The following is a 23,731-nucleotide window of genomic DNA, read 5'->3' on the forward strand; positions in this document are numbered from 1 at the left end:
GTCATGAAGCCCGCGGAGCGCTTTCTTTTGCAATATGCGCCTCCATGTCCCTTATCTCCTTGAGAAAGGCTGCCTTGCACACTGTGCATATGGTAGTGAGCTTCAGCCGTGTCTGGGATATCCCGCGCTCCTTCATAGCCTCGTAGACCCGGCCTATTTTTGCAGAGAGCCTCTGGTAGGCGCCTTCATAAGGGCAGTCCGATCCGCTGCTCATCACAATGATACCGGCGATGCCTTTCTCAAAGCACCGCAGGTAGAAGCCCTCGGGGAACATGACAGGGTCAGGCACCCTTATGATATAAGTGTCGGGCGAATACTGAAGGCGCGCCTGCCCGACCGTATTGGCCCCGGGGTAAGAGCTTATGAGCGTCGTGATGATGAGTATCTTGGGAGCCTCAGGAGCTTCCATTTCGCGGCTCCTTTATTTTTTCCTGATGACAAAGAGGCTGTCGTAGCCTGCCCTCTCCACGTGGCCAAGGTATTCATGGCCCATCTTCTTGCACCAGGCGGGGATGTCTTCCTGGCTTCCCTTGTCGCCCGACTGGATCTCCAGCACCTGCCCCACCGATACGGCGCCTATTGACTTCTTTGCTTCAAGAAGGGGACCGGGGCATGCCATTGACCGTGCGTCTACCACCTTGTCAGCTTTGCGTTCCTCAAGATTTGCCATTGGTAACCTCCTGCGACCCTCCAGGGTCATTTATTGTTCTATTTGCTTATATATATATTATAATATTTGAATATATTTGTCAAGGGGGCTGGTAAAAGTTTTCACGGTGCCTTCCCGGCTTCTTGGCGGTGACCGCCGGTCATGAATGTTTCAACGCGAGCCTGATGCCCTTTTCATAGATATGGTTCTCCTTCAGAGGGAACCCGAAAGTGAAGGTAAGGCTGTGGGGCGCTTTCCCATCAATGGTGAGAGTCCCCAGGTTGTGCAGAATGTGAAGGGGGTGAGCTTCACAGAGCGTGATGAGGTTCCTGGGATTATCGGTGCCACCCTGGGAGCGCCTGACGATGTGGCCATGCGTCCAATGACAACTCTCCCGGTCCCCGGCCTTTCCTACAGGAGCCTGCAGGCGAGCATCGCACAAAGCATGTTGCCACGGGGGATACAACGGTTCAGGGCCGGCACTGCGTGCAGGCTCGGAAGCCCCGGCGCTTTGCATCATCCTTCGTAAGTGCCGCCGCAGTGGTGCAGGCGCTGCAGCCCGGGCGGTGGTAAAAACCGTCAGAAGTGACTGCCACTTTTGAGGTGCCTGAAAGAACACTGCCTGAGGAAGGCTTTACTGCAGTGCCAGATGCTCCGCTTGCAGGAGAAGCGCCCATGAAGACCACTCCCTGCCGGGTTGAGCCCGGAACATTCTGCCGGGCGTGGGAGGAACTGCTCCCGGAGGCGCCTGACGGGTAATAAAGGCTATTATACTGATAATAATCTGTCTTTGGCGGAGGCGGAAGCGTCGCCTGCTCCTTCATGGGCGTGATGATTGTGTCCGGCTTCTCGTCGAAGACAGTCTTCTGCTTCTGGTCGAAGATGGTTCTGGTCTGCACCGTGAACACGCTGTTCCGGGGGGTGCCGGGATAGACCGGCGCCCTTCCTGATCCCGAAGTGCAGCCACTCACCGGCATCGATGAGGCGCCTGTCCTGCATGAATGGCCCGTGGTGATTCCGCTGGAAGATCCCTGCCTGGAAGACGTTGCATATGACCGCGTCGGTGACGTCGATGAATATGACCTCGATGTTGATGAATATGACCTTGACGATGTTGAGCCAGACGAGGAGCGCGATGAAGAGCGCCCGCCGGAAGTGCTCCCCCGGGAGGAAGAGCCCCCACTCCCCCCTCCCGTGAGGAACGTCATGCCGCCCACAGGTCTTCCTGCGAGGGCGGGATCGAAAGGTATGAAGCCCCATTCCGATGACCGTGACTGCGACCCTTTACAGAGTTCCTCGGCCGTCACCGCCTGAGGAACAATGCCTGCCTGCCCCCGCTTGAAGTCCCATGGGGCCGCAGGGTTTTTCGAGGGCCCAGAGGCCGCACTCTTTCTTCTTTGCTTCTTCCTGAATGCTCTCCAGGCGCCTGTCCCGGGCAAAGCGGCTGTCATACCAGGCAAGGCCTGCCTTGAGAAGCTCCTCGGAGAGATCTGTGCCGTCAATTACCACGCGGGCCACGCGCTTCCCGCTGTGATCGACCTGCCTCACCTCAATCCATACACTCTTCCCTGCCACGCGGTCCTGCACAAACTGCCAGGCTTCCATGAAGAAGGGCTGCCCCCGCTCCGGGCAGTCTATTCCATCAAGGCGGACAATGACACCCTCTTCACCCTTTGTGAGGACCATGATATCGCCTTCTATGACGGCCATCACAGGGGCAGTATAGCTTTCTCCGAATACCCCATCCCCCGGGAATGCGGCAAAAAACACAACCCATGCAAGGATCAGAGCCACCCCCCTCATTCCTCATCACCCTCCTTTGCAAAGTTCACTCCGGCCATAGGAAGACGGTGGCGCTCTGCTGCCCTGAAGGCCGCCCGGCACCCCCCTGTCCCTCTTTTTATTTTGACAGCCATGAGTGTCACATGAGTGTCAGTCCCTTTATAAAATATATTAAATGGATTCTTCTGAAAAGTGACAAGGAAGCAGGAAATTTCAAGAAAATTTAGCTGCCCTCAAGGAGAGGCCGCTCAATGCACCGGGGAGGTCAGATGCTCCCCTCGCGGCCTACTGTCACGCCATGGCTTTCGAGGGTTTTCAATATGACAGTGATATGGTCTTCAAGAGAGCCTTGATAAAGCTCTATATGCTGGATTCCGGCGAGCTGGTAGCGCAGGTTCGGAGGGACTTCGGCCTCTTCGAGGTACACGGGGAGAATGGGCTTCTTCGCCTCGGAGGCAAGCGTCACTTCCTTGACAATGTTGTGGGACTGGTATGCCTGTTTTGAAGCCATCACCACAAGCACCTTGCATGCATCAATAGCCTCCACGATCTGCTCCTCCCACATCCTGGCAGGCCTGATGCCTTCCTTGTCGATCCACAGTGACATACCGGCCTTCTCAAGATGGCCGGCGATTTTCATTACCATGGCAGTGTCACTGCTCGCATAGCTTATGAAGACCTCACAGGGCTTCACCCCCTTTTCGGGAAGGGCATTCCCGTCCTTCCCGCTTCCGCTCCCATGACAGGAGAAGAACATGGCCCATAATGTCACTGCCAGCAGGGCAAGTGCCCACCCCGTTATCCTTACCTCCAGGGAAAGATACTTGATAAGAAAAAAAGAGAGCAAACCCATCAGGAGCAGCACCAGAGAGTTTATCAGTATTCCACGGCTGCGTCCCAGGAAATGCATGCTGGAGAATGCCATAAGAGCGATGAACACGGCGATAATCCCCTCAAGAACAAAGGGCAGTTTTTTGATAAAGACTCCGCATGCCATGGTGGCAACTGCCGAAGCCAGTATCTCAGCCCTGGCCATGGGGCTCTTCCCCGCCAGGCTCGCCGGAACATTGAGGAAATCAGATGCGCTGTTGACGCTGCGACCTATGATTACTGCCTTCCCGCCGAAGCGCTCCCTGAAATAGCCTTTGTCACTCCGCTCTGCAGAGGCCAGAGCTTCTGAGAAGGAACATGCCATGAAGGCTTCTCCCGGAGCCCGGTAGTTGATCCTCAGACCGGCGGCCTCGAGAGGAAGGGCCTGTTCCCCCAGAAAGACTGCCTCGCCGGCAAAATGAAACGGCTTGCCTGAGAGCCTGGAGGCAACGATGAGAGGGTATGCAGGAATCTTCTGAATGGCTCCCCCGTTTTTCTCATCGAACCAGAGGGGAATATGCCTCACTATGCCGTCATTGTCAGGCCTGATGACAAGGGGCGCCACGTCACCGGGGCCTGCCGCCGCGGCAAAGGGGCCGTAGGGAGGCTCCACCTCACCTCTTTCCTCATTGAAGCGCGCCATGAGGAGAATGGCATACCGGGAGAGGAGATCCTCCAGCTTCCTGTCATCGGAGAATTCCTTGATATCTCTTGAGCCGTCAAGAAAGACCATAGGCGCTATCGCCACGGCCCCGCCCGAGGCGACGGCACCCATCACTTCAGCCAGGGCGGGAGTGGTGAGGCCATGGAGCTCATTATCGCTCTTTTCATCATAAAGAATAAGAGTGATGTCCTTGCTTACCGAAGGCGCTGCTCTGGATCCAAGGGCTCTATCCTGAATTACTCTCTCAGTTGCCGTGAAAAACGGGAGGTATGCCAGAGCCTGAAAAAGCAGTGCAGCTGCAAGGGAGACCAAGATGCCTCCCATGAGTCTCCTGCCACGTTCAATCTTTCCTGCTACCATTGAGAAATTTCCCTCGAGAGATTAGACCGCCATTTTGTAAAGGCTCCCGGCCTTAAAATATTCATTTGAATCAAGGTTACTCCTTCTGAAATTCTTCAGAGGCCCGGACTCCGGAACAGAAAGGAGCCATACAGCAGCTTTGGGATTCTCTGGTGCCGATGAAAAGATTTTTCAGTCCGGAAGTGTGTCACTTTTCTCCATGGCAGGTTTAATTATATAGTGAAGGCAGTGCAACAGGCCCCAGGGAGAAACCAGGGGGAACTCAGCAGTGTTGACTTTTGCAGGAGGAGGGTGATACAATCTAGGTTATCAACAAAAGCATGCAGGCAGAAACAGGAAATGTCAGAGCACCAATCTTTCTCCCAGCTCGTCAATGGTTATAACAAAACCCGTGACAAAAGACTAGGTGAGCAGATTCTCACGAAACTCCTGGAGACAACGAGAAACACCTTCAGATATCTCATCAGCAGGAATTTCACGGGTGTGACGGCAGCCTTCATCGTAAAGTCCGAAGCTGTTTTTGCCACAGCAAACGCCTGCTTCATAGCTCTCACGGAAGAAAGCTTCATCGAAGGCTTCCAGCTCTTCAAGAAGAAACGGGAAGCCGTCGCCCCGCAGCCGCAAGTCACAGGCGACGAGGAACTCTTCCAGAAATACGTGGGAAACCTGGCTGCCCGCGTGATATACCGGCTTTCACGTGATGAGTTTTCCGAGTTCTCCCTCCTCTTCTCCCGGAAAAGAACAATGCAGTACATCGAGAACAAGAAGGATCTTTACAACAGGTCAAATATCAGCGGCACTGCAGAAGGGAGAGGTATGACAGCGCCAGAGCTATTCGGAGGAATCCTGGAAGGGGACATGCATCCCCATGTCCTCGACGAGAGCAATTCCTTTGTCATGCAGGCCTTCACGATGATAAGGAATCCTTCATACAGGGAGATACTCCGTCGGTATGACCTCGAGGCGGTGCCCCTCACGGAAATTGCCGAGGAGATGAACAAGGAGTACCCGCTGATAAGGCAGTGGCATAAACGGGCCCTCAGGGAACTGAAAAACAATCTGGAGGAAATCCTGAAGGGTAAATGGGGAGTATGCTATTTCAGGGCCCTCGAGAGGATAAGGGACAGCTATGCATCGCTTGACGGCACCTATGCCTTCCGCCTCAGGCTGCTTGATCTGAACCTCCAGGGGAAGACCATCAGAGAATCCGTTGACCTGCTTGTCAAGGATGGAATCCTTCCATACCCTGACAGCATCTTGGTAAAGAGGCAAAATTCGCCTCAGGAGAACCTCATCTCCTGGATAAAGGGCATTCCCTTCATGGAAGAGCGGCTCCTTAACGACAATCACTTCCGCGACAGCTTCTACCAGGAGGCAAGGAAAGAGAACACCGATGGAGGCCTCGTGGGCTATATCTACCAGCAGGTCGCGAGGTTCCAGCTGCAGCAGATTTTGTGGCACCTTTATGAGACTTTCAAGGAACTCGCGGAAGAGATGCCAAGGGAAAAGTGAACCGTCTATGAGGACAAGAAGCGCTGGATTGAAACAACCGTTGCCATTCTAAGGCAGAGAGAGGTACAGCCATGCCAGAAATGAACTTTGAACTCTTCAAGTCGCTTCACGATTCGGTGACAATAAGAAACAGGCTGGACTTCGTTGAAGAGGATGAAACTCCATGCAAAGGGGAGCTTGTTGACAGGCTTATCGCCGGAACACTCAAGCCTGAGGAGGAAGATCTTGTGAAAGCCCATCTTGGCATATGTCCCTCCTGCAGAAAGCTTCTCGATGAACTCAACATCATCGGCGAGACTTTTGCAGCCCACCTGGGAGAAAAATGGGATACAAAGAAAGCGCCTGAGATTGCCGCCGCAAGGAAGAAGAAGGAGAAGGCCGGCAAAAAGGCCCGGATCCGCTCTATCCCGCCTCAATCACCACTGAGCCATTGACAGCCTTGATAGCGATCCTGCTCACCCGGTCAGGCTCACGGTAGAGAATCCTCCCGATTTCCACCGCGATGAGATCATTGAACTTGCGCTCAAGGTAGCGCACGCCGTACCGGGAGCTGAAACCCTCGAGCGCCAGCACCTCCTCCACGTCCTTTCCCACTGAAAGGGCTATATTCCGGTCTTTCAAGAGCCCTTCTATCCTGGCCAGGTATTTCTGCCTGATGATCTTTCTCACCGTTTCCTTCTTGAGAGGCTTGAACAGAATAATCCTGTCAATCCTGTTGATGAACTCCTTTGAGAAGTATTTCCTTATCTCCCTGTCAAGAGAGTCATCAGAGACCTCGATCTCGTCGGGAGTGCGCTGGATAAAGCCCATGGCGCCGGCAGTATCGAGCAGTTCTGCGCCTATGTTGCCGGTCATGAAGATCAGGGTCTCCTGAAAGCTCACCAGGTCTCCCTTGGAATCCCTGAGCTTCCCCTCGTCAAAAATCTGCAGGAAGAGGTTCTGCACATGATGATGAGCCTTCTCTATCTCGTCCAGCAGCAGAAGGCTGTGGGGCGTCTTGGCAATAAGCTCGGTGAGTATCACTCCCTCATTATAACCGACGTAGCCGGGAGGTGCCCCTATAAGCCTTGAGACAGAGTGCGGCTCTGAGTATTCTGACATGTTGAGGCGGATAAATGATGAGTCATTCTTGAAAAGCAGCCTGGCAATAATGCGTGCCATCTCGGTTTTCCCCACGCCTGTGGGGCCAAGGAGCAGAAAAATCCCCTCGGGCCTTGCCCCCCTTATCTCAGGAAATCCCAGGTTTACCCGCAGTATGTCGCAGAGGGCTTCTGTCGCTTCTTCCTGGCCTATGATCTCGCGGGCGATAAGGGACTCCAGGCTGCCCAGAAGGGCATTTTTTCCCGTACCCTTGTTTGAAAGGGGAATGCCCAGAGCGTCCTCCAGATAGGATTCAAGGTGCTGGGTGTTGAGGACCGGCCCTTCGGCATCCTGCCGCCCCTGTTCCCCCTGAGGCGATGCCATGCAGATCATGCGGGCGCAGGCGGAATCAAGCAGATCAAGAGCCCTGTCAGGCTGAAACTTGTTCCGGACATACCTGTTGGAGAGCCTTACGGCATGGGTAATGATGTCCTCTGCTATTGAGATGGCATAGTAGGATTCGAGGACATGCTTCATGTTCATGATAATCTTGACACATTCTTCCTCGCGGGGCTCATTGATGAAGAGGGAGGTAAAGTACTGCTTGAGATGTTGATCCTCGAGAAGGGGGCGCTCATGGAACGGAGTGGTGGTGGCAATTATCGCGAGCGACCTGCTGTCGAGGTATTTTTCCAGCACGTTCCGCACGTAGGTATCGTGCTCATCATTATAGTAAAGCGTATCGATGTCTTCGATGAAGAGTATGATATTCCCGGCAGCGGCGCTGGTGACGAGAAGCTCGTCAAAAAGCGCTGAGGGCTTCTCTATCTCCGGCACAAAAAGTGCCCTGGGGTTCACCTCCACGATGCGCTTGAATCTGAGGGACGGTATTTCCCCCAGGGCGATGGAGATGGCGAGGGATTCTACAATTACCCTCTTCCCTACCCCATGGTCGCCCACCAGGAGGGCATTACAGCGCTTTCTCCGGCAGAGTATCTCCTGCAGAAGGCGTAGCTCCCTGTCCCGGCGGTACTTGGGCGCTATGGAGCCCTGGACAGCCTGGAGTGTGAGATCGCGGGTTATCAGTCGTTCCATTGTGCATCCTGAGGCGTGCATGTGACTGAGACTATCCACTGCCCTTCGGGCAGGCTTTCTCCTCAGCTCAATGAACTCTATTCCTTCATTAAGCCTGTTTTCCTTCCGAAGAAAGAGGTCCGAACCTGCAGGACTCCAGTGAAAAATTCTTAAGGCTTCTGATACCCCGCGGCAACAGATTGTGAAGGAGGAACTGCTCAATTTCCCGAAAATTCATAAAACCATCGGAACTGGCCGAACACAATAAAGGGCAGCGAAAAGAAGTGATGGACATAAATCACCTTGACAGACGCAAAACCGCCTTAATAATAGGAGCGGGTCCGGCAGGTCTCACCGCTGCATACGAATTGCTTGAAAAGACTGATGTTATCCCCATTATTTATGAATTGACCGATTCTATCGGGGGCATCTCGAGGACAATAGATTATAAGGGTAACAGAATCGATATGGGAGGACACAGGTTTTTTTCAAAATCCGATATGATTATTGCCTGGTGGGCCCGGATAATGCCTTTTCAAGATAAGTTCTCCCATGAAATTGCTTTTCCGCACAGGAAGCATAGAGGCTCCCGGATTTATGATACTTCTACCGATACTGGGGAAAAGGGGGAAAGCGACAAGGTAATGCTCATCCGTCAAAGAATTTCCAGGATATTGTTCCTGGGCAAATTCTTTGACTATCCAATTTCATTGAATTTGAAAACATTGAAAAACCTGGGTATCATAAGAGTATTCAGGATAGGTCTCAGCTATCTCAGAGCGAGAGTTTTTACGGTAAAAGAAAAGAATCTCGAGGATTTTTTCATCAACAGGTTCGGCGAGGAGCTCTACAGAACTTTTTTCAAAGATTATACCGAAAAGGTCTGGGGTATCCCCTGTAATAACATAAGTGCCGAGTGGGGGGCGCAGAGAATAAAGGGGCTCTCCATTTCCAAGGCGGCTCTCCATATCATAAATGAGCTCTTTAAAAATATTATGAGCTTTCTGGGCGGTAAACGGCAGGAAGACCTCTCTTCCCTTACCCAGAAGGATAAGGAAACAAGCCTCATTTCCCACTTCTTATATCCCAAGTACGGTCCAGGCCAGCTGTGGGAAGAAGTTGCGGATATCATAAGGGCAAAGGGCGCCAGGATATTTCTGAACCACGAAGTGATCGGAATCAAAACAGAAAATGATATGATTAGTGGAATGACCGTGAAAAATACCCGGTCCGGCGAAGAATTCCCGGCATACGCTGATTATTATATTTCCACAATGCCGGTAAAAGATCTCATAGTTAATCTTGAAGCGGAGATCCCGGCAGAAATAAATGAAATTGCCAATGGTCTGCTGTACAGGGATTTTATCACTGTGGGGATACTGGCTTCAAAATTGAAATTTCAAAATGGAAAAGAAAATACCGCTTCGAATCACCTGATTCCCGATAACTGGATATATATCCAGGACAGGAACGTGAGACTCGGGCGCCTTCAGATATTTAATAACTGGAGTCCCCACATGGTCTCTGATCCCCATAAGGTATGGCTCGGGCTTGAATATTTCTGCACTGAAGGGGATGAGCTGTGGAATATGGAAGAGGCCGGCTTCGTTGATTTCGCAATCAATGAAGCCGTAAAGATCGGCATTCTCGACAGGGAAGATGTTCTCGATGCAACAAGAATAAGATTGAAGAAAGCATATCCCGCTTACTTCGGGACCTACAGCCGCTTCAGCGAAATAAAAGAGTATCTGAGCAGGTTCGAAAACTTATATTGCATAGGAAGAAACGGGATGCACAGGTATAATAACATGGATCATTCCATGATGACTGCCATGACTGCAGTCGCAAATATAAGAGACGGCGTAAAGACTAAAGAAAATATATGGGGTGTCAACACTGAACTCCAGTATCATGAAAACCGGGCTGCCACTGAGAAAATCTGACGGGTGACTCTCGTTCAGCGGCCTCTGCATATCTCAAGGCCCGCCCTTTCAAGAAGCGAGGGAATCCGAAGGCAAGCCTTGCGGTCCAGCTCTTTTCTCTCTTCATCAAGGTGGCTCCACCCCAAAATCCACGGGGTGATCTTTTTCTCCACGCTCTTCACGGCGCCGTATTTCCATCCATCCCTGATACGCTCGACGCACCAGCGGGCATGCTCCTTCTGGGCAAGCAGATCAAGCTCCTCTTCGGTGAAATGGAAATCTGCCATCTTCGCCTTCTTCTTCTCCACACGGCAGCCGATGGTGCGCATCTTTTCAAAGATATGGGCCGCCTGATGGCTGTCCGAGTTCTTCAGGGTCTCGCTGAGCTCTTCCCACTGCTTCAGGGAGGGATCATTCTCAGCAATTATCTTGAGCTGCGAGCGCCTGTACGAGTCATGGATCGCCCGGGCAAGGGAGTTGATATCGGCCTCATCTTCAAGGGGCGCCATGCCCTCGCGCACGAAAGCCTCAAGGGTCATTGCATCAACGATGTAAAGGGTTCCCCTGTCATGCCAGAAATTGTCCGGGAGAAAAGATGAAGCGGAAAGAGTCTCGTCCTCAAGCAGAACGACAGTTGCGCCAAAGGCCAGCGCGACAGAATACTCTGCAATGGTCCTCTCGCTGGCGCCGACACCAAGTACTTTCACCTCCGAGGGAGGATAACCGGAGGAGAGGATATCGGTCCAGTACTGGAGGAAGGGCACAATGGTGCCCTCGGTTGCAGTTTTTTCCTGAGGGAGCACCGAGTAAGGGATTATCTCAAGGGAGTCCGTGTACGCCTTTTTCAGATCCGAAAGAAAGGAGAGCATGGTGCTCTCTTCGGCGCCTGACAGCACCAGTGCCCTGAGAGCGTTAAAAGCGCTTTTCAATGCTTCTCTGAAGAGTGTCCATTGGCTGGAAGCTTCGCCGGCAATGACAAAACAGGGGAGTGCATTGCTGTACTGGCGCCTCTGAAATCCCTTGAGCACTTTTGCCTTCTCTATGAGCGAGCTGTCTTCCGGAGCAGCTTCACCCGGCCCTATCCTGCCGAGCATCTGGACAGACTTGTTCACCATCCCGCACTGGAGCATTCTCAATGCCGACCGGCACTCCTTGAGGGAATCACATGCCCCCGCCAGGCTCTCAAGCGATTTAAGGGTTGTCTCTACCATCCACAATGACGGGGTCGTCACCAGGGCCCGCGAGTACATCTGGAGGGACTGCACCGTCTCTCCCAGGAAAAGGTGAAAGAGGGCGGCATCATAATAGGCCCAGGGAAGGTTGAGCGATGCCCCGGCCTGTTCCAGGCATTTATTGAGTGCCTCCCTGATGACCGGTGAGAACATCGCAAGAGGGGCGCCGGCGCCTCCAGAGGCAATTTCAGAGGTCAGAAACGTTCCCAGGACATGGGGATTGGCGGGGTCCGCCTCGTAGGCCTTCCTGCAGAATTCCCGGGCTTTTCCCGGATCAAGCGGCCTGAGAGCCGAAGCAAGCGAGGTGAGACCATCGGTATCGCAGGGCACGTCAATGGCTGCCTTCTCAAGCAGGGCAATCCCCTCACCGTATTTATCAGGCTCAGATGAAGGGCTGTACCGCTTGCAGAGCGATATTCCCAGGTCCCGGAGGATATGCCGCGAGCCTCCTTCTGAGAATGGCTTCATGATTTCCACGGCCTTTTCCCACTCTTCCAGAGCCATTGCAAGCCTCCCGGCGCGGTGCGCGAGATGCTCGTCCTCCCTGTCATGGTCCAGGATCATCAGGAAAAGCTCCAGCTCGCTCCTGAGCTTCTCACTGCCCGTTGAGAGAAGCTCCCCGCGCTCTATATCCTTGATGCCTGACTGAATCCTGGAGAATGCACCGTCGGCAGTCTCCAGCAATGCAGAGAGGGCGGAAAGCTCATGCTCCCAGCGGTCCGGGAGGGGGAGAGCCTGCTTGTACCAGTTCCTGTGCCTGAATTCTGCCCAGGCATGCTCCATCGCCGTTCTCACCTGGAGCTCGCACTTGAGGGAATCCAGGCCCCTGCGCGCATCATCGGCAGAAAGGTCGCCCTGCGGAATGGTCACCACAAAATGGAGCGAGCGGTAACCGAACTCCGAGGGCCTTATTCTCCGCCCCGCATCAATGCTGTTTTTTTCATCAACAGCAAAGACGGCCCTGATGAAGCCTTCGATTATTTCGACTTCCTCGCGGGTAAAGACAATTATTCTGCCCCCGCAGAGATCGGTTATCTCGCTCAGGGGAGTCTTGTATTTCTTCCTTGCCACTTTTTCGGCAAAGCTCGAGAGGCTCTTCACCCTGGACTCCACTATGGCGTGGGAGGCGTATTTCGCCACGGCGCTCTCAAGCTTTGAGTGAATCACCTGGCGCAGGCGCTCATAATCGGCCGTCAAGGCAGCATATTGCCGCATTTCCTGGCCAAGCCACTCACGATATTCCTCGTCAAAATCACTCATGGAGTGACACTTCCCCCTTCCCGAAACCTGCCTGAGCAGGTCTGCCGAAGTCTCACCAGAGAAGGTGACTTTACATATATTTGCATCATCAGGGAAAAAACCTTCACCGCCTGATGAAAGAAAAAAGAAAAGGGATGGAGCGCCGCAATGGATAACTATTGCTTGAAAGCTCTATCCTTTCCCTGCCCCATGAAAGAGAGCTCTTATGAGAAATATGCAGCGAGCCGCACTGGCAGCCCTTGGACTCCTGTTCCTTATCATGCTTGTGGCAGCCTCACCGAGGCCTGGGTATTCCTACGTGGGGAGCACCCTGGCGGAAAGCAGGAAATTTCATGTTTTTGACTGCCAGTGGGCAAAGAAAATCAAGGAAAAGAACGCCGTCTACTTTAAAACCAGGAGTGAGGCCCTGAAAGCCGGGTATTCTCCCTGCAGTGTCTGCAGGCCCTAGAACGCCGGTGAAAGCCGCCCGGCACCCTTATGCAAGGATGTCGATGAGCAGCAGCACATTAAGGAGTGTCACCACGGCCGCCACTATCCAGAGGAGTATGTTCTCACGGAGCGTGTTGGCATATTTTCCCATTACCCTCTTTGATGACGTGAGGCGTATCTGCAGGAATATGGTGATGGGAAGCTGGATCGACAGCAGCATCTGCGAGATAATGAGGCCCTGAAAAGGGTTTTTTATAAAGAACACGGCCAATGCCGCAGCGAAAAGGGTTATGGCCACGCCGGTCCTGCTGTGCCGATCCCTTATATCGTAAGGCTCGCCGTAGATGCCCGCATAGATTGAGCCGCCCGCCATTCCCGCAGTGACACTTGAAGAAAGGCCTGCCGCGAGAAGGGCCAGGGCAAAAACCGCCGATGCCATGGAGCCCAGAAGAGGCCTGAGCATGGTCTCGGCCTGGGAAAGATCCGTCACTTCCACCTTCCCGCCGAAAAAAGCGGCAGCCGCCAGCAGGATCATCGAGCTGTTGATGGCCCATCCCACAAGCATGGAGAAAAGGGTGTCCACGAACTCATACTTGAGCTGGCGGTCAACGAGGGCTTCGTCGGCGGTGTTCCACTCCCGGCTCTGGATTATCTCGGAGTGCAGAAAGAGGTTGTGAGGCATTACGACGGCGCCAAGGACGCTCATCACAATGGGCATCGAGCCATAGGGAATGGAGGGGGTGACCCATCCCGTAAAGGCCTGGCTCCAGGCAACCTTTACCTGGAGAAGCTCATAGAGAAACGCAAGGCCGATGAGGGAGACAAAGCCTATTATCCAGCGCTCAATCTTCCTGTAGCCGTTGGCAAAGAGCATCCATCCCACGAAGGCGAGGGCGATAAGGACACCGATTCTCAGGGGAATGTGGAAAAGCATCTCAAGGCCGATTGCGGCTCCCAGCAGCTCGGCGAGCGCCGTGGACACCGCTGCAAGAACTGCCGTCGAGAGGATTGCCCGGGCACTCCATGGGCGGAGGTGACTCACCGCTGATTCCGACAGGCACTTCCCCGTGACAATGCCCAGATGGGCAGCGTTATGCTGAAGCACGATCAGCATAAGGGTGGAAAGCGTCACCATCCAGAGAAGACTGTACCCGTAACGGGAACCGGCGGCCACATTTGACGCCCAGTTGCCGGGATCGATAAACCCCACGGTGACCAGAAGGCCGGGGCCTATATATTTCAGGATCTCAAAAGCCGCAAGACGGGGCCTCTTTTTCTCCTCGCCGGAGAAGAAATAGACCAGGCGCTTTTTAAATTCCTTGATGTTCATTCAGAATCCCGCTTAAGGCTCCGTCACTGCATTGCGTCACAGGGCATAGAAATTCTTCACAGCCCTGTCTCTGGACAGAGTATACCAGAATTCTCCCCGCGGCACAATATGCCCGCAGACAGTCTTCCGAAGAGGCTTCACCGGGCGGAAGTGTCTCCCGATCACTCCCGGAGGAGATTGTGAGAGCGGAGGAGAAGAGTCATACCAGGAACAACGCTTCCATGGGAGGAGCTGCATGGCAACCTACGCGATATATCTCTTCGCGGCCATCCTGTTCATATCAGCCCTCATTCCCTTCCTGTTTTTCCTGATACACAGGAGGAGCAGGATTCCCCTTGACGTCAACGAGCGGAGCCTCCTCTCGACATCCTTCGGCTTTTTCAACGCCCTCTACGCCTTCCTGCTCAGCTTCGCCGTGATAACCCTCTGGTCGCAGGTCATCGATGCGCAGGATGATGTCGGGAGGGAAGCCCAGACAATAAACACCATGTATCACCTCGCTCTCCTCATTCCTGACTCCGATGACCTCAAGCATGCCCTGATAGACTACAACAACTGCATAATAGACGACGAGTGGAAGGAGATGGCGGTTCACAGGTGCATCAGCGAAAAAACCCAGACAGCTTTTCACAACATCTGGTACAGGATCCACACGCTGCCTCTCAAAAGCCAGAGAGAGATCCTCACCTACCAGGAGATCCTGGAAAAAGTCGAAGATCTGAGCCAGTTACGCGTACAGCGCTTTCTTCTGATAAGAGGCCACCTTTACCCCCTCATATGGATTATCATAATTGTGGGCGGTATCTGCGCCATAGTGGGCTTTTATTATTTCGGCACCGAGAAGCTGAAAATCCAGCTTATCTTCGATTTCATCTTTATCTTTATCATGCTGCTCACCATCTGGCTCATTACCGAGCTCAACTATCCCTATGACGGGTGGATAAACGTTTCACCAGAGCCTTTCAAGGTAGTGCGCGACAGGATGAATTACGATGAGCTCTATGATCACCGGTTCAAAAGGCAGGACCGGATCAACTCGGAAAAGATCAAGAGCGTCATTGAAGAGAAGAAAGAAGATGCCAATGACAGGAGCTCCATTCCCCCATCCCCCGCTCCGTCGGCTTCCTCACCCTGATTCAGGCCTGCTCGCTCCCGCCTGCGGTGTAAGACATGATTGTCATCATATTTAATAATATTTCAACAAACCTGTAACATTACGGCAACAAAAATAAGAGATAATAGTAAGAGAATGCACGGGAAGAAAGCAGGTGATGCAATCCTTAGAGGGCAACCTTCAAGGCTGTTCTGACCCCATAGATAGACCTGTTCCTTACTGTGGATATCGCCGCATGAGGAAACGGAAGAAAAAAATCGGGACTGGTGAGGGGAAGGATCGCAGAACAATCTTAACAACGAGGACATACCCAATGAACAAACTCCGAAAGCCTTTGGAGGGGTCGTATTTTATCGCGGTATTCACCCTGTTCGGACTCATAGTCGGGCTTATTATATCCATATACCATACAGTCTGTACAAGATCATTTGACGCCTTCATGATGAGGCCTCTTGTAGGGGGCATCTGCGGCCTTTGCGCGTCGTCGGTCCATATACTGCTGCTATGGATTCTCAAAGGTTTGAGCAGGGGAAGGTACCACCGCCCTCCCGCTGCGCAGGTTCTTTTCTTCACTCTTCTCCTTTTTCTCTCTTTCCTTACGGCGGACAGGATATTTTTCCCCGGGAGCGCAGAGAACCCTGTACACAGTTATTGGGTATACGCCCTCACAATCCTCTCTTCGGTAATCAGCTCCTTCATTTTCGTCTATTGCGGCATATCGGAGAGAATATCCATCTCTCTCCAGGTGCTGGGGAGATACCACCTGCAGGTGATCCAGTCCCTCATCACCGTGCTTGAAGCCCGAGACCCGTCGAAAAGGGGCCATTCTAAAAGGGTGGCTGATGGATGCATCCTCCTTGCGAGGCGACTCGGCCTGCCCGAGAAAACCTGCGAAAAGCTTGGCCGCGCCGCTCTCATGCACGATCTGGGCCTCATATTCATTGACGAGAGCCTCGTGATGAAAGAATCGGCCCTCACCCCCGAGGAGCTCACGCAGATCAGGCTGCACCCCTTCATTGTGAAGAAGATCCTCACCCCCTTCAACGTCCTTTCCTGGGAGACCGAAATTATCAAGACATCACAGCTCTTCATCTATTCCGTGGATCTCCAGAAGCAGGGTGAAAAGCGCATGCCGGCAAAGACCTACTTTGAGTACAGCCTCCCCGGCAAGAAGCCGGATGACCTCCCCCTTGAAGCAAGGATCCTTTCCGTCGTTGATTTCTATGACACTCTCACCCACCCGAGGCCGTACAGGCAAGCTCTCAGCCATGAGAACACCATCAGGCAGATGTACTCCGAATGCGGCACCCGTTTTGACAGGAAAGTGGTGTCCGCCCTGGAGGATATGCTGAAAAGGAAGGAATGGCCCCTCGAAGAGGACCGTCTTGAGGAGGTCACAGGCTTTGAAGAGGAGCAGATAATGAAGGAGATTGAGGAGACGGCCAGGAACCTCGGCCTCCTCACCGCCTCCTACCGTTTCTTAGGCACAGGGAATTCCGCAGGACAGCGCGCTTTCGTGCTCACCATGGCAGGCAGCATTTTCACAGGGGCACTTACGGGCCTCACCCTCTACGCCACCACATCGGCAAGCCAGTGGCTCACCATATTCCTCTGCCAGGGGGTTCTCGCAGGCGCCCTGATCTTTGCCGTCGGCTTCCCGCTGGACAGGTTCCTCCGCAGGACACGGGGCAGCACACTCCTTGGCGGGCCGGCAGGAACTTTCCTGAGTTATGCCCTGGGCGCCGTGGCTGCGAGTCTTGCTATGCTCCACTATTTCATCTATCCTGCCACCGGGACGGCCTGCATCATTGACCTCTTCGGTGCCCTCTTCACCGCAGTCACCGCCCTCATCGCGGGGACCATAAGCCTCTTTTTCAGGCTGCTGCAGACAGCCTCCTTCGAGCTCTTGAAGGATCAGAAAAGGCTCAGGAGCCTCTTTTTTGACCTGGTCTGCGCCCTTTCGTATGCCCTTGAGGCCGTTGATCCCTATACCAAGGGCCACTCGGAAAAGGTGAGCATCTATGCGCGGAGGCTCGGTGAACACCTGAAGCTTGCCCCTGAGAAGCTGGAGAAGCTCGAAAAGGCAGCCCTTCTCCATGATATAGGAAAAATGGCCATTGACAGGACCATCATCAACAAGCCCGCGAAGCTCACCGCCGAGGAATATGCCATAATCAAGACGCACTCGGCCATAGGAGCGAGAACCCTTGAGCCCTTTGAGCACCTCCGTGATCTCTCGGTGCTGGTGAAAGCCCACCATGAGAGCTTTGACGGCAAAGGATACCCGGACAGGAGAAAATACGACGAGATTCCTCTCTTCTCAAGGATAATCTCAATTGCCGATACCTATGACGCCATGATATCAGACAGGGCATACCGCAAAGGGCTTCCCCATGAAGCCGCAATAGCTGAGTTGAGGAGATGTGCCGGAAGGCAGTTCGATCCCGACCTCGTGGAGCCTTTCATCAGGACCTTTGATGACATGGACCTATGAGAGAGCGACGCCTTTATCGCCGAAAAGGTTCCTGTACGCGCAGACAATAATATCAGCGGCCTGCTCGAAGGCGATCTTGTCCGTATTTACCACGAGGTCATAGCTTGTGGCGTCGTCAATATCCCGCTGGAAATTCTTCTTGATAAAGCTTGCCCTCTCCACGTCACGCTTCTTTATAATCTCCTCGGACTTTTTCAATGTATGGTTTTCTCTCTCTGCGAGGCTTCTGATCCTTGTGGCAAGGGGGCACACAATTCTTACCCTCAGGAGGGGGCGGTTCTTGATGAGCAGGTGGGCTCCCCGGCCGATGATGACTGTTTTCCCGTGGCCGGCCGTCACAAGGATCACCTCCGTGAGGTGGCGCAGATATTCAGAGGCGGAAAAGCCCTCTTTCCCCATGAAAGAATGGAGGTACTCCTCCACTATTGAATGGACACCTTCATCGATGGTCTCAACGGCGCTCTTGCGGATATCGGCGCGCTCGGCGATGAATTCTATGATTTCCCGGTCAAAGAGCCGAAAATTCAGCTTCTTTGCCACGAACTCGGCGATGGAGACTCCCCCTGTCCCCATCTGGCGTGAGACGGTGACTACGGGGAAGTAAGGGGCATCTTCCGTAGTTTCCAGTCGCTTTTTATGAAGCTTTTCCCGTTCCCAGATATCTATCTGCTTTCTTACGAGCTCTGAGCTTACCCGAGTTCTCATGGAACCTCCTTGATCTACTGACGCACCTCATTCTCAAGCATGATGAGGTCATCTGGCATGCTCCGGAGTATAAGGTCTCCTGGCACAGGGCCTCTTCCCTGTGGCGCCTCAGTTTCATTATACCCCCATGGCAGCACTGAGTCAATAAAGACGGGGAAGCTCATTTCCCCAGAAGGGCCTTCCCTCTCGGGGTGAGGCTGCTCTCAAGGGGCTTCCACGGGATGGTGATCTCGGGGCCTCCTAAAGGCCGAGGGCCTATCTGGTAAAACAGGAAAAAGACATGGAGCCCGTCGCCGCCCATGCAGAAATGCTTGAAATTGTCGGCCTTGGGAGCCCATCCCGCAGCATTCAGGAGCTCCCCGTCCTCCTTGAATTTTGCCCTGAGAAGCCTCTCGGACTCACTTGAGAGCACTTCAAGGGTCTTCGCGCCCGGCTTCAGGATGTCATCAAGGACGAGGTACTTCCCGTCAGCAGACCAGTTGACCGTTGTGTACCAGTTCTCTGGATGAGCCATGTCTCTGCACATCTCGTAATGGTCAAAGACAAAAGAGGCATAACGGGGGGTGCTCCCTACCTGGGTGCAGGCCACGCTGCGCTCATTAGGCACTTCGGGCGGTCCTGAAGAGGTCTTGTCGTTTTTCATCTCCTTGAAAAAAGAGTCCCTCTCGCCCTCTGCGGTACGGAGCATCCTGCGGTTGAAGTCTTTCACGATGCCCTGTACTCCCATAATGGCGCAGTCTGTTGAAAGCTCCGGGTAGGAAAAGGTAAAAGCGCAGTCCTTTTCCTTCTTCTCAAGGGTCTTTATTGTCCACCTGAAGGTGCCCGCCTCTTTGCACCGGGCAGGGAGCGCCTGAAAGAAAAACAGAAGCAGCAGAACGGCAGTCATTACATGTTTCATGGAAACCTCCTCTTGATTTTCTAATAACAGGCCCACCTGAAACTCAGGACGTCCGTATGGACGGGGCACTGCGTGATATGGCCCATACCTGCATCTCCGAACATGAACGGGATATTCTTCTCCGAGTCAACCTGGAAGAGGTACCGCATCGTGGCACCGCACTTCGGGCACAGGGGATACTCGATGCCCTGGACCCAGAAGGGCCATCCGCCAAGCTTTTCGCCCTGCTTCGGCGTGTCAAGGCTCTCATACTCCTTTTCATCGGGGGCATCCAGCGTGATTCCCTTCCCGCTTAACTCTTCCCACCCGGGATAGTCATCTGCCTCATTCCATCCCACTATGATCTTCGCGGGAAAGTACCCTTCCGGGGGAGCCTCCCGGGGCTTTTCCACCTTGTCCGGGGAGATGATCCTTACAAGAGTGCACTTCGAAGAGGGCCATGAGGTCTCTGAATAATCACAGCCTGCGCCGGTGTTTGTGCAGTAGAAGAGTTGGAGAATGCCCCTGTCAGCCTTCACCTCTTTCCTGAATCCCGCGGGAAGCCCGGCGTAATCAAGCTGCACAAAAAGCTGCAGGGGCTTTTTGCAGTTCCTGCAGCGCGGCCATGATTCTCCCGGAAGAAGGCAGGGAATCCCGGAGAACTTTGATGCCGTGAGGTCGCCGTCACCGGCCCTTACCACGGGGAGCCAGGCCGTTCTTTTGACCTTTTCTAGCTTTTTCATGAGATTCTGAGTGACAGCTCCCTTCCCTGCGGGCGGCGGCAGGACCTTCTGGCAACCTGTGAGGACGGTGATGAAGACAATCACCAAAAGTAAAGCCTTCGTTCCGCTCTCCATTCCACCTCCCGAAAATATCTCTCTCTGACTTCTCCAGGAAGCCCCCTGCTCCTTCAGGCTCTCCCATGGAAAAGAAATAATAGGAGGGAGAGAGGTGCTTCCAGGCAAATATATGAGAGATGACAGAATTTTACCATGAGCTTCTCTGCAGGAACCTGCCTTCCCGTCCTCTGCCCGAGGCGGGGAAGATTCTTGTCACTGGGGCCACGGGATACATAGGCGGCAGGCTCATACCGGAACTCATAGGCCGCGGGTACCAGGTCGTGGCGATGGTGCGCCATGATGCCGATGCCTACCGGGAGCGATGGCCTGGTGCCACCGTTGTCGAAGGAGACGCCCTTGACAGGGAATCGCTCAAGAAGGCTCTTGAGGGAATAAGCACGGCCTATTACCTTATCCACTCCCTCCGCCTTGGTGAGAAGCACTTTGAAGAGGCCGACATCACCGCCGCGAAAAATTTCAGCGAAGCTGCCGCGGCCAGCGAGATCTCGCGGATTATTTACCTGGGCGGTCTTGGCGATGCACAGATGCCTCTCTCTCCCCATCTCAAGAGCAGGTTCACCACCGGCGTTGCCCTCATGGACGGCCCTACCCCTGTCACGGTGCTTCGCACTGCCATCATCATCGGCTCAGGAAGCGCATCATTCGAGATTATCAAGCATCTTGTGCGAAATCTCCCCCTCATACTTCTTCCTCCGTGGGCTTTCACGCTCTGCCAGCCCATCGCCATAAGGGATGTCCTCAAGTACCTCGTGGGAGCACTGGAAACCCCTTCGACGACAGGGGAGTTTTTTGATATCGGCGGACCTGACATTCTCATGTACGCCGATATATTGAAAGTATTCGCGGAGATTCTCGGAAGAAAGACACTTTTCCTGAGAGTGCCCTTCATCACAAGCTGCCGCCTTTTCGGCTACCTTGCAGGCCTCATCACCCCCGTGCCGGCGCCCCTTGTCATGGCCCTCATGGCAGGGTGCAAGGATGAAGTGATCTGCAAGGACAGCAGGATGAGGGATCTCCTCCCCTTTGAGCCCCTGCCCCTGAGAGAGGCCGTGGCCAGGGCTCTTGCCAGGGAAGAGCGCGCACAGGTGTTTACGAGATGGTCGGATTCCCGCTCCCACACGAGCGCCACCTTTGTCAGGCTTGCGGAGCTGAGAAAGCCGCCGCGGTTCTCGCTGAAAAAGTCCCTTGTCTCATCGAAAAGTGCCTCGTCGCTTTTTGAGACCATGTGCAATCTGGGGGGGGACGAAGGATGGTTTCACACCACAATTCTCTGGAAGGTGAGAGGGGTGATAGACAGGGCTATGCTCGGCGTGGGCATCGCCCGCGGGAGGAAGTGCTCTCCAGGCCTCTCCATCAACGATGTCATCGACTGCTGGCGCGTCGAGGACCTCAGGGAAAACGAGATGCTCCTCCTCAGGGGCGAGATGAAGCTCCCGGGCAGAGGATGGCTGAAGCTTATGATTGAGCCTCTCGAGGGCAAGAACCGCCTTGAGCTTACTGCCTTCTTTGACACCGATTCATTCTGGGGGCCCCTCTACTGGATCATCCTGCTGCCTTTCCATCATCTGATCTTCATGGACATCCTGAGGGAGATTGAAAATTGGAGCTGAAAGGCGGGGAGAGGCTCTTCACATGCCAGGCCCGGCTAAATCGCGGGAAAGGGCAAGAAGGACCTCGCAGAGCGCAAAGCCGTTGAGATGATTCCTGTTTGTCCCGGTGATGAGGAGCTGATCATCCTGCCTGAGACGAAAGCCTCCGAGGGTCGTGACAATCATGGAGCCAAGTGTATTGAGGGCCTCCTGCATGGGCGGCGACAGGGGGCTCATCCGCACCATGACCTTGTCATCGGTAAAGAAAAGCCCCACAAGGCCCTTGTGATATTTCACTCCGAGATCCTCCCAGAGCTTTTCGAAGGGCTTGATATTGATCTCGATGGCCGGCAAGCCTCCCGGCGCCACAAGGGCGTTCCAGCCGTTGGGCAGCTCCACCATCCTGTCCTTGACGAAATGGCGCATAATGGAAAGGCTCTCATGGGTGCTCTTCACTTCCAGGGCCTTCTGGCATGCGGCGACGAGATCTTGCTGGCGGTAATGACTGTCCTCAAAGACAGGCTTCAGGCTGTAGCGATCCCAGAGGTCCCACCTCTCGGGGAGTATAGTGAGGCCGAATTCATCAGGATGGTGAAAAAACGGCGTTCCCGGGTAGGGAATGAACATGCTGATCACGGAAACCTGCTGCAGATCGCTCACATAAAAGTCTTCCAGCGCCCTGATACTCACCTCGGACTCGGAGGGGTCATCGCCGGGATGGCCGAAAATCCAGAGGGTGGCCACGGCTACCCCGTAATCCCTCACCATCCTGCAGGCCTTCTCCATATCGGCCCTTGTAATTCCCTTGTTCATGGCCTTCAGAACCTTCCCCGAGGCGCTCTCCACTCCAAAGGCAACCCTTGAGACTCCCATGTCCCTCAGGGCGCTGAGTCCTTCCTCGCAGACGGCATCAACCCTGGAGTTGATGTGGCTGATGAAGTAATCCCTGGAGGGAAGGGCTTTCAGGGCATCGCAGAACCTGAAGAAATAGGGGGATTTCAGCGATATCATGCTGTCCTCTATGGAAAAAATGGGCTTTTCAGAGAGGCTGCTCACATGGCGGATCTCATCCACGAGCGCCTCAACGGGAAAGATCCTCACGCGGTTTCCCCAGAACCTCTGCTCGGCGCAGAAAGTACACTTGAAGGCGCAGCCGCGGCTTGCCGTAAGGTTGATCATCACTTCATTGTAAAGCCTCCGGGGGATCAGCCCGTAATCTATCATGGGGAGCTCCTCAAGCCTCCCCGGTGAGCGGAGCCCGTTGATGCGGATCATGGCGCCGTCCCGGTAAGTGAGGCCCTCAAGGCCTTCAAGAGGGAGATTCCCTGCCAGGCGGTGCGCCAGCTCAAGCGACGTCCACTCCGCTTCTCCTCGTATGACTGAATCGGCGCAGGACACCTCCTCAAGGCTCCTTTCAGAGAGAAACGATGCGTGGACGCCGCCGAGAGCGATGTGAGAGCGCGGTGAAAGGTCACGGGCCATCTCGGCGACCATCTGTATGAGAGGCATCTGGATGGTAAAGGGGCCTCCGATGGCGATAAGGGAGTAATCCCTGCCGCTTATGACTCCCCTGAGAGTGTCATAGATGAGGCTCACGTTCTCCCCGAAGGTGCTTCTCTGCCTGAGGGCGTCAAGGAAAAGAAACTCCGTGTCGACGCCCCGGGAGCGCAGGAATGTGGCGATGCTCATTGCGCCCCTTGGAAAATGGGAATCCTCGATGGTGTGCTCTCTCGCTCCCCGCAGGAAGCGGATACCCGGGTCGATGACAAGAACCTTCTTCATGGGACAGCACCTGCAGAAATCTAAAAATCGGGGCTTAGTGCCGCTTCAGTGTACTATACCACATCCGGGCAGCCACGGCAATAGCCCTTATACGAGAGCCCTGCATAACTCGCAATGAAAATGCCTGTGGGAGATTGTGGACACAA

At 54.0% G+C, this 23,731-nt stretch carries 21 protein-coding genes; 8 read left to right on the top strand and 13 right to left on the bottom strand.

From position 1 onward, the window contains the following. Position 1: 1 nt before the first annotated feature. From RDV48_26470 to RDV48_26485, 4 genes are all read right to left on the bottom strand, one after another. Positions 2-409 carry a hydrogenase iron-sulfur subunit gene (locus RDV48_26470; protein ID MDQ7826376.1) on the bottom strand — a complete coding sequence of 136 codons (408 nt, stop codon included), beginning with the start codon at positions 407-409 and terminating at the stop codon, positions 2-4. 12 nt (positions 410-421) lie between these two features. Next, complete coding sequence (locus RDV48_26475; GenBank protein ID MDQ7826377.1) at positions 422-670, bottom strand: sulfurtransferase TusA family protein; 249 nt, start codon at positions 668-670, stop codon at positions 422-424. Positions 671-809: 139 nt separating this feature from the next. After that, complete coding sequence (locus RDV48_26480; protein ID MDQ7826378.1) at positions 810-1,091, bottom strand: HNH endonuclease; 282 nt, start codon at positions 1,089-1,091, stop codon at positions 810-812. Positions 1,092-1,119: 28 nt separating this feature from the next. Further along, positions 1,120-1,626, bottom strand: a complete 507-nt coding sequence (locus tag RDV48_26485; GenBank protein ID MDQ7826379.1) for a hypothetical protein — start codon at positions 1,624-1,626, stop codon at positions 1,120-1,122. Between the two features lie 31 nt (positions 1,627-1,657). On the opposite strand from RDV48_26485, the gene RDV48_26490 reads away from it, so the two are divergent. Next, the gene (locus RDV48_26490; protein ID MDQ7826380.1) at positions 1,658-1,963 is read left to right on the top strand and encodes a hypothetical protein; all 306 of its coding nucleotides are present in this window, start codon (positions 1,658-1,660) and stop codon (positions 1,961-1,963) included. Here the strand turns inward: RDV48_26490 and RDV48_26495 are convergent. Continuing rightward, the gene (locus RDV48_26495) at positions 1,934-2,452 is read right to left on the bottom strand and encodes a thermonuclease family protein (GenBank protein MDQ7826381.1); all 519 of its coding nucleotides are present in this window, start codon (positions 2,450-2,452) and stop codon (positions 1,934-1,936) included. The genes RDV48_26490 and RDV48_26495 overlap by 30 nt on opposite strands. Before the next feature lie 244 nt (positions 2,453-2,696). Continuing rightward, positions 2,697-4,289, bottom strand: coding sequence for a TIR domain-containing protein (locus RDV48_26500; GenBank protein ID MDQ7826382.1), 1,593 nt, complete (start codon positions 4,287-4,289; stop codon positions 2,697-2,699). 375 nt (positions 4,290-4,664) lie between these two features. Between RDV48_26500 and RDV48_26505 the strand changes: the two genes are divergently transcribed. After that, positions 4,665-5,837, top strand: coding sequence for a hypothetical protein (locus RDV48_26505; GenBank protein MDQ7826383.1), 1,173 nt, complete (start codon positions 4,665-4,667; stop codon positions 5,835-5,837). A gap of 71 nt (positions 5,838-5,908) precedes the next feature. Further along, complete coding sequence (locus RDV48_26510) at positions 5,909-6,271, top strand: zf-HC2 domain-containing protein (GenBank protein MDQ7826384.1); 363 nt, start codon at positions 5,909-5,911, stop codon at positions 6,269-6,271. Here RDV48_26510 and RDV48_26515 read toward each other — a convergent pair. Further along, on the bottom strand, positions 6,240-8,012 hold the full coding sequence (locus RDV48_26515) for an ATP-dependent Clp protease ATP-binding subunit (GenBank protein ID MDQ7826385.1): 1,773 nt from the start codon (positions 8,010-8,012) through the stop codon (positions 6,240-6,242). The genes RDV48_26510 and RDV48_26515 overlap by 32 nt on opposite strands. 266 nt (positions 8,013-8,278) lie before the next feature. Here RDV48_26515 and RDV48_26520 point away from each other — a divergent pair, with 266 nt between their 5' ends. Next, positions 8,279-9,934 carry an NAD(P)/FAD-dependent oxidoreductase gene (locus tag RDV48_26520; GenBank protein ID MDQ7826386.1) on the top strand — a complete coding sequence of 552 codons (1,656 nt, stop codon included), beginning with the start codon at positions 8,279-8,281 and terminating at the stop codon, positions 9,932-9,934. 14 nt (positions 9,935-9,948) lie between these two features. Here RDV48_26520 and RDV48_26525 read toward each other — a convergent pair whose 3' ends face one another. Beyond that, positions 9,949-12,405 carry a RyR domain-containing protein gene (locus RDV48_26525; GenBank protein ID MDQ7826387.1) on the bottom strand — a complete coding sequence of 819 codons (2,457 nt, stop codon included), beginning with the start codon at positions 12,403-12,405 and terminating at the stop codon, positions 9,949-9,951. A 205-nt stretch (positions 12,406-12,610) separates the two neighbouring features. On the opposite strand from RDV48_26525, the gene RDV48_26530 reads away from it, so the two are divergent. After that, entirely contained in the window at positions 12,611-12,853 is a 243-nt protein-coding gene (locus RDV48_26530; GenBank protein MDQ7826388.1) for an Ada metal-binding domain-containing protein, read from the top strand. Positions 12,854-12,880: 27 nt separating this feature from the next. On the opposite strand, the gene RDV48_26535 is transcribed toward RDV48_26530, so the two are convergent. After that, positions 12,881-14,164 carry an Nramp family divalent metal transporter gene (locus RDV48_26535; protein ID MDQ7826389.1) on the bottom strand — a complete coding sequence of 428 codons (1,284 nt, stop codon included), beginning with the start codon at positions 14,162-14,164 and terminating at the stop codon, positions 12,881-12,883. A 235-nt stretch (positions 14,165-14,399) separates the two neighbouring features. On the opposite strand from RDV48_26535, the gene RDV48_26540 reads away from it, so the two are divergent. Both RDV48_26540 and RDV48_26545 read left to right on the top strand, forming a co-directional pair. Then, complete coding sequence (locus RDV48_26540; GenBank protein MDQ7826390.1) at positions 14,400-15,299, top strand: hypothetical protein; 900 nt, start codon at positions 14,400-14,402, stop codon at positions 15,297-15,299. A 292-nt stretch (positions 15,300-15,591) separates the two neighbouring features. Next, entirely contained in the window at positions 15,592-17,772 is a 2,181-nt protein-coding gene (locus RDV48_26545; GenBank protein MDQ7826391.1) for an HD domain-containing protein, read from the top strand. On the opposite strand, the gene RDV48_26550 is transcribed toward RDV48_26545, so the two are convergent. The 3 genes from RDV48_26550 to RDV48_26560 all read right to left on the bottom strand — a co-directional run bounded on the left by RDV48_26550 (position 17,767) and on the right by RDV48_26560 (position 20,211). After that, positions 17,767-18,477 (bottom strand): cytidylate kinase-like family protein, encoded by a 711-nt coding sequence (locus RDV48_26550; GenBank protein MDQ7826392.1) that lies wholly within the window; start codon positions 18,475-18,477, stop codon positions 17,767-17,769. The two genes, RDV48_26545 and RDV48_26550, sit on opposite strands and share 6 nt — an antisense overlap. Before the next feature lie 160 nt (positions 18,478-18,637). After that, on the bottom strand, positions 18,638-19,375 hold the full coding sequence (locus RDV48_26555) for an RsiV family protein (protein ID MDQ7826393.1): 738 nt from the start codon (positions 19,373-19,375) through the stop codon (positions 18,638-18,640). 20 nt (positions 19,376-19,395) lie between these two features. Beyond that, positions 19,396-20,211 carry a DUF1963 domain-containing protein gene (locus RDV48_26560; GenBank protein MDQ7826394.1) on the bottom strand — a complete coding sequence of 272 codons (816 nt, stop codon included), beginning with the start codon at positions 20,209-20,211 and terminating at the stop codon, positions 19,396-19,398. A 119-nt stretch (positions 20,212-20,330) separates the two neighbouring features. On the opposite strand from RDV48_26560, the gene RDV48_26565 reads away from it, so the two are divergent. Next, positions 20,331-21,824, top strand: coding sequence for a DUF2867 domain-containing protein (locus RDV48_26565; GenBank protein MDQ7826395.1), 1,494 nt, complete (start codon positions 20,331-20,333; stop codon positions 21,822-21,824). Positions 21,825-21,842: 18 nt separating this feature from the next. On the opposite strand, the gene RDV48_26570 is transcribed toward RDV48_26565, so the two are convergent. Further along, entirely contained in the window at positions 21,843-23,585 is a 1,743-nt protein-coding gene (locus RDV48_26570; GenBank protein ID MDQ7826396.1) for a radical SAM protein, read from the bottom strand. Between the last annotated feature and the right edge of the window lie 146 nt (positions 23,586-23,731).

It is taken from the genome of Candidatus Eremiobacterota bacterium (assembly GCA_031082125.1).
GTDB lineage: Bacteria > Vulcanimicrobiota > CADAWZ01 > CADAWZ01 > Ess09-12 > Ess09-12.